The organism is Microbacterium sp., assembly GCF_030149085.1.
In the GTDB taxonomy this organism is placed as follows: domain Bacteria; phylum Actinomycetota; class Actinomycetes; order Actinomycetales; family Microbacteriaceae; genus Microbacterium.
The window spans coordinates 1-6,065 of record NZ_JASBSF010000146.1 but is presented as its reverse complement, the minus strand read 5'-3'; the positions used below and the strand labels follow the sequence as shown (position 1 = coordinate 6,065).

Here is a 6,065-nt window from a genome sequence, read left to right as displayed (position 1 = left end):
GATCGGTGCGCCGTAGACCGGGTCGTTGACGACGGGGCGCTTCGGGGCGGGTCCCTTGCGAGGCATGTTCCTTAACCCTTCTTCGCGCCGTAGCGGCTGCGAGCCTGCTTACGGTTCTTCACGGCCTGGGTGTCCAGGGCGCCGCGGACGATCTTGTAGCGGACACCGGGGAGGTCCTTCACGCGACCACCGCGGACGAGCACGAGCGAGTGCTCCTGCAGGTTGTGGCCCTCGCCGGGGATGTAGGCGGTTACCTCGGTGCCGTTACGCAGCTTCACACGAGCGACCTTGCGCATCGCCGAGTTCGGCTTCTTGGGGGTGGTGGTGTAGACGCGGGTGCAGACCCCGGCCTGCTGCGGATTCGACTTCAGTGCGGGAGCCTTGGTCTTGCTGACCTTCGGCGACCGTCCCTTGCGAACCAACTGCTGAATGGTTGGCACGTTCTCTCCTTGATTGTGCTGCACGGTGACAGCTCGTGGTTTCACCACAGATCCACCGGCGCGCCAGAAGTCTGTCGCGAGTCGTGTGGTGGATATGCCGTGGGGGTGGCCTGTTCGCAGGCCGTTCCCTGATGTGCGAACCCTGCTTGCCTTGCGACACGCCGAGGCGCAGCACAAGTGGCGTGCAGGCGCACACCCGGTCAATGATACGCGGGTTTTCGGGGGGCGGTCAAACGTGGACCCGTGCTGGTCCCGCTGTCAACGCGACGCGCGGACCAGCCGCAACTCGAGGTCACCGAGCAGCAATCTCTCGCCCGCCGGAGCCTCGCCGCCGGGCGCAAGTTCGATCTCGCTTCCCGTGACCGAGATCACGACGACGCCGTTGGTCGAGCCGAGATCGACCACATGCCACTGGTCGCCACGCAATTCCAGACGAGCATGGGTCTTGGAAACCGTGACGTCATCGAGGGCCACGAGCTGCGCGCCCGAATGCGCAGGGTCTGGTGACGGGCGCCGCCCGAGGATGACGACCTGCGCGCGCAACTCGAACTCGTCGCCCGCTGCCGTTACGAGCGACCACCGCGGGCGATTGCGGTGGGCCAACAGCGTCGCGTCGAAGTCGCCCTCATCATCAGCGGATGCCGAGACCGCCGACCGTGCCATTCGTGGCGATCCCGCTACCGGAGAGCCGACGATCGCCGAGACCGCGCCTGAGGCCTCGGGGAAAGGCTCGGCATCCGGCCCCGTCGCCCAGTGCTCGCCGTCCGCGACCGGGGGGAACAGGGGGGCGTCCTCGTACGACGAGCGACCACTGACAGCAGAGACCGGCGCTGGTGCGCCGGGGACGGCGTCGGTCACATCATCGATCGGCTCTGCCGATGGTGCAAGGCCCGTGGCGCCGGTCTCAACCGGTCGCGAAGCACGCGCCGGAGGCACGAAAGGCTCGGGGGCAGCGGGGGTTTCGGGGGGGCTTGCCGGCTCGTCGGGCTGGTCGGTTTCTCCCCACCCGGAGATCGACGGTGACGCAGGCGGTGCGATAGGCGCCATCGGTGCCGGGGGACTCTGTTCCGCCTCGGTGAATGCGGAGAGTATGTCCCACCCGTCCTCGGCGCGAGACCCGCTCGCGCGCGACCGCGAGCCGGTGTCCGCTCCGGGCGCAGGGGCCTCGAGCGGCGGTGGGGCGAACGGTGAGACGGCGGGCGGCGCCGGTGGTGGCGGTGGCTCCGACGGCGCTCTGCCAGCTGGATCGGAGGTCGTGAAGACCGCCGCATCGGGCACGGTGCCACGGCGGCGGCGGCCTTCTCGTCCGATCCAGCGGGCCGAGCCGAAGCCGATGACCGTCGCCCACACGGGGAACAGCAGAGCAGCCAGCACCGTCATTCCCCCGCCGTAGCCGAACGAGAGTCCAACGCGATGCGCCGCGACGATCACGAGGATCCAGACGGCAACACCGCCGAAGCCTGGGATCAGCAGGAGCAGGACCCACCATCCAGGGATTCCTCCCAGAACGAGCAGCGCGGCGAGGTTCACGAACGGGACCCACGCCTTCCAGCGCGGCTCGCCGGACTTCGCGAAGACCGCGCTGAGCGCAAGGGCGCACCAGACGTACAGGGCGATCACTGTCGCCGAGACAGGGATCAACAGAATCAGCGCCTGAGTCACCGCGGTTCCGTCGGTCATGGCATCCACCCTAGGGTGCGGCCCTGCGCGGCGACGCCCCTGGTTTGCGCGGAGCCATCACTCCCCGAGGGAATCACGCGGATCGAAGGGGGCGTCCAGCGACCGGGCGAGGTCATCGAGCATCGCCGTGATCTGCGGTTCGACATACTGGCTCACGCCCTGTTGGATGCGCAGTCGATGGTGGAGCAGGATCGTGCAGACATCCCGTCCGATCATGTTGGCGTAGTCGTCGGCGAGGCCCACCTCTTGCCGCAGCGCCGCCTTCGCCTCGGGGCTCAGCGGCGGAAGCGCCGGGACATCGGCGTCTGCCTCATCGGCAAGACCCGAGATCGTGAACAGGAACGGAGCACCGGGGACCGGGTCGGGATCCAGCGGCAGGCCTTCGAACTCGGGCTCGAGGCCTTCAGCCGGGCGATAGCTGCGGGCGCGATTACGGGCCGCCTGCTGGTCGAGTTCTGCCTGCAGCATCGGAAGGTTCTGTGCCGTGTAGTCAGCAACCGCATGGTCGACGATCGTCTTGATGCGGGTCGACAGGCCGTGCTGTACCCCGTGCGGCACATCGGATCCGAGACCTGCGGCAGACAGGATGGGCGACCCGAAGCACCGCCGACACGGGGCAACCCGGCCGCGGTGCGTCGCGGGTTCCCAGCGCGGAAGCCAGCGCAGCCAGGCATCGACGGCCTGGCTCACTTCCGTTTCGAGCGAGCGCTCCACCCCTCTACGGTAGCGCCGGAGCCCTCGTGCACTGCGGCTCCGTCAGAGGACGCGCGTGTCGAGGCGCTCACTCATCGTCATCCCGCTCCCATGGCCACCGCGCGTTCTCGCCGGCACCACGCGCGATCGCCAGAGCCATCGCCGCTCCCAGGATCGCCGCGGCGATGACGACGAGCCCCCGCCACGTGGTTGCAGCTCGTCCGACGGCCGACAGAGCAAGGACGCCATCCGCCGTTGCGAACACGGATGCCACGCCCAGCCCCGCAAGGTAGCCGAGGAAGGCGGCAAGGCCGCTCCACAGCAGCGTTCCCCAGACGCCGGATGCCGGCATCCGCACCCAGATCGTCAGCGCCATCGACGCGAGCGAGGCCCCGACCGCGATGACGCCCGGCACCTGCCCGAGACTCGGCGTGACGATCACGTCCTCGTCCAGGAGCAGGCTGACGAATCCGAACGCCGCGATCAGCACCGTAGCGAACAGCACGGCTCCCGCCGCCGTCGCCGCTGCCCTGCGCGAGCGGCTCATGACACAGTGAAGCTCCGAGGCGCGGCCATGGAGGGTGCCCCTGCGTCTCAGTACTGGTGCAGCTGCGGACCAGCCTCGAGAGTGCGCTCATACTCGCGGCGCGCCTCGACGTTGAGTTCGGTCATGCGCTTGCCCCGGGCGGCCACCCAGGAGCCGAACCAGATCGTGAGCTCGCGACCGATGATGAACGCAGCGATGGCAAGCGGAGCCAGCAGCTGCCCTTCGACAAGCTCTGCGCCCTCCTTCGCCGTCAGGCTCCAGAACGGCGCCTGGAAGAGCTGCCCCAGGAGGTGCCCACCATAGGCCGCAACCCCGACGATCAGGCCGAAGATCACCCACGCCGCCCACCGGCCGCGGTTGATGATCGCACCGAGCAGCCAGAACGCGATGAAGAACACGACGACGGGGACCCACAGCGCCCAGGTCGACAGCGCAGCCAGCAGCGCCGTGCCGATGCTGCTGGCGGTGACGGAACCGTCGATGAGGCCGAGACCGACCCCGACCGCAAGGTACAGAACGCCGAACGAGAGGGCCGCAAGCAGGCCGATTGCGCCCGCGGCTGCGCGGTTGCCTCGAGGACGCGGAGCTTCGGGGGCCTGAACAAAGATCGGCTGTAGGCCGAAGGCGCCCCCGGTCGGCTCGCTCGCCGTCACCACGGGGGCGATAACAGTGGCCTCGTACGCCTCAGTGGGCACTGCTGCCTCGGTGGGCGCGGATTCGACCGCGACAGGCTCTGCGGCGGGTTCGACACGCGCCGGTTCGGCCGCGGGCTCGACGACCACAGGTTCAACGACAACGGGCTCGGCTACGGGAGCGACCGTCTCGGGCGTCGGTGATCCGGCGGCTTCGGCATCAGCAAGGCTCTCGCGCGCACTGCCGACGACGTCGTCGACGGGTGGCTCCTCGGCGACGGGCTCGCCGACCGGTTCCTCCACGGGCGCGCCGGGCGTGGGCTTGTCGTCACTCATGCGAAACTCCTCCCGAGGTAGATCCTCGGCTCGCAGACTACCCCGACCCGGGTTCAGATCCGCGGAACGAGGCCGTGCGGACGCCGATATGGATTCTCGGTGACGCCCCCGAGGCATCCGGGCTCGCGGGCATCACTGCCAGAGGTGGATGGCGATGCGTTGGTCGTAGTCGTCCGGGTACCACGCACTCGACACCGTCGCGACCCACAGCGCTCCCCGCACCGACTGGTGTTCGTTGCCGGCATCCGTCGTCGAGGAGCACTCCAGTGTGCCGTCTGCCGTCGCGCAGGAGAACCCCTGCCCACGCAGGGAAGCCTCCGCGATCCCGGCGGCATCCGCTGACACTGTCGCGAAGGTTGTGACCACCGCCTGCCCGGAACTGTCGGTCCAGGTGCAGGTACGCGTTGCCGTCGGCGCCAGCGCCGAGACGAGGTCGGTCATCGCTGTCGTGGGTCCAGCCGTGGACTGGCTCAGAATCGCATCCGCCGTCCAGGTGAGTTCGTTCCAGAGGTCGGTCGGGTACAGCTCGCGGCAGTCAGCTTCGGCGACGTCCAGTCCGTCCGCGACGACGGCGTGCAGTGTCGGGGTTGCGGCGAGCATCGTCGCTGCGTTTCCCGCGGTTCCTCCCGCCCACGCCATGACCAGCGGCATAGCGGGCACGGCGAACCACACGAGCGCCCCGACAATCGCCAGAGACAGCACGATTGCAGGGATGGCGATGCGGTTGTCGCGACCGGGAACGCGAGCCATGGTGACCTCCGCCAGCAACCGTACGACGCCGATGCCCGGGAAGTCGGCCAGGACGCCCGCGAGGCCCCGAAAAGTTGTCGCGATGTGTCGGCATCCGCGCGCGAAGCGACGATACGCGTCAGCTTTTCGAGTCCGTATCCCTACGCAGGAGCACAGGCGCAGCCGGACGCTGACGACAACTCGACGCAGATGCCAGAGGCGCAGCGGCGTGCCCTGCGCGGGGCTGGCACCGGGTCTGGCGGGAGCCGGCGCAGCCGGCGAGGGCATGTCCCCGCGCAGGGAACGCGGCGGAGCCGGACGCGAAGGACAACCGGGCGCGAAAGAGGGCAAGTCGGCGGGGGGGATGCCGGGAACGACGCAGGGCCCCGGGATATCCCGAGGCCCTGCGTGCTACGACGTGGGTCAGTTGTAGTTGCCCGTGAAGTCGTCGGTCGAGAAGCTGTCGAAGTCGACGAAGCTCAGGTCGGCGTCGCTGTACGCGCCGTCCGAGGCGAAGATGCGGTTGGGGTACCGCTCGCTCTTGGCCTCTTCCGTCGCCTCGACCGCGACGTTGCGATACTTCGCAAGTCCGGTTCCGGCGGGGATGAGCTTTCCGATGATGACGTTCTCCTTGAGGCCGACCAGCGGGTCGCTCTTGCCCTCCATCGCAGCCTGCGTGAGCACGCGGGTCGTCTCCTGGAAGGAAGCGGCCGACAGCCACGACTCGGTCGCAAGCGACGCCTTGGTGATACCCATCAGCTCCGGGCGGCCGGATGCCGGGCGCTTGCCCTCAGCGACCGTCTGGCGGTTGATGTCCTGGTAGCGACGGAAGTCGACCAGCTCACCGGGCAACAGGTTCGTGTCGCCGTGGTCGACGACCGTGACCTTGCGCAGCATCTGACGGACGATGACCTCGATGTGCTTGTCGTGGATCGGCACACCCTGCGAGCGGTACACGCCCTGGACGCCACCGACGAGGTAACGCTGCACCTCGCGAGCGCCCATGAC

General features: G+C 68.6%; 6 protein-coding genes and 1 pseudogene. All 7 read right to left on the bottom strand.

Annotated elements, in window-relative coordinates; all coding sequences use genetic code 11:
- Positions 1-71 precede the first annotated feature (71 nt).
- On the bottom strand, positions 72-440 hold the full coding sequence (gene rpsL / locus Q1V87_RS05960; protein ID WP_013584051.1) for a 30S ribosomal protein S12: 369 nt from the start codon (positions 438-440) through the stop codon (positions 72-74).
- 258 nt (positions 441-698) lie between these two features.
- Positions 699-2,120, bottom strand: coding sequence for a DUF5684 domain-containing protein (locus tag Q1V87_RS05955; RefSeq protein ID WP_300591260.1), 1,422 nt, complete (start codon positions 2,118-2,120; stop codon positions 699-701).
- A 57-nt stretch (positions 2,121-2,177) separates the two neighbouring features.
- Entirely contained in the window at positions 2,178-2,834 is a 657-nt protein-coding gene (locus tag Q1V87_RS05950) for a spermidine/putrescine ABC transporter substrate-binding protein (RefSeq protein WP_300591259.1), read from the bottom strand.
- A gap of 67 nt (positions 2,835-2,901) precedes the next feature.
- A complete protein-coding gene (locus Q1V87_RS05945) occupies positions 2,902-3,360 on the bottom strand; it encodes a hypothetical protein (protein ID WP_300591258.1) in 459 nt (152 codons plus the stop codon).
- Positions 3,361-3,407: 47 nt separating this feature from the next.
- Positions 3,408-4,328 (bottom strand): ABC transporter, encoded by a 921-nt coding sequence (locus tag Q1V87_RS05940; RefSeq protein WP_300591257.1) that lies wholly within the window; start codon positions 4,326-4,328, stop codon positions 3,408-3,410.
- 132 nt (positions 4,329-4,460) lie between these two features.
- A complete protein-coding gene (locus Q1V87_RS05935) occupies positions 4,461-5,078 on the bottom strand; it encodes a hypothetical protein (RefSeq protein ID WP_292709626.1) in 618 nt (205 codons plus the stop codon).
- Between the two features lie 402 nt (positions 5,079-5,480).
- Positions 5,481-6,065, bottom strand: a pseudogene (locus tag Q1V87_RS05930) (DNA-directed RNA polymerase subunit beta'); the annotation flags it as partial.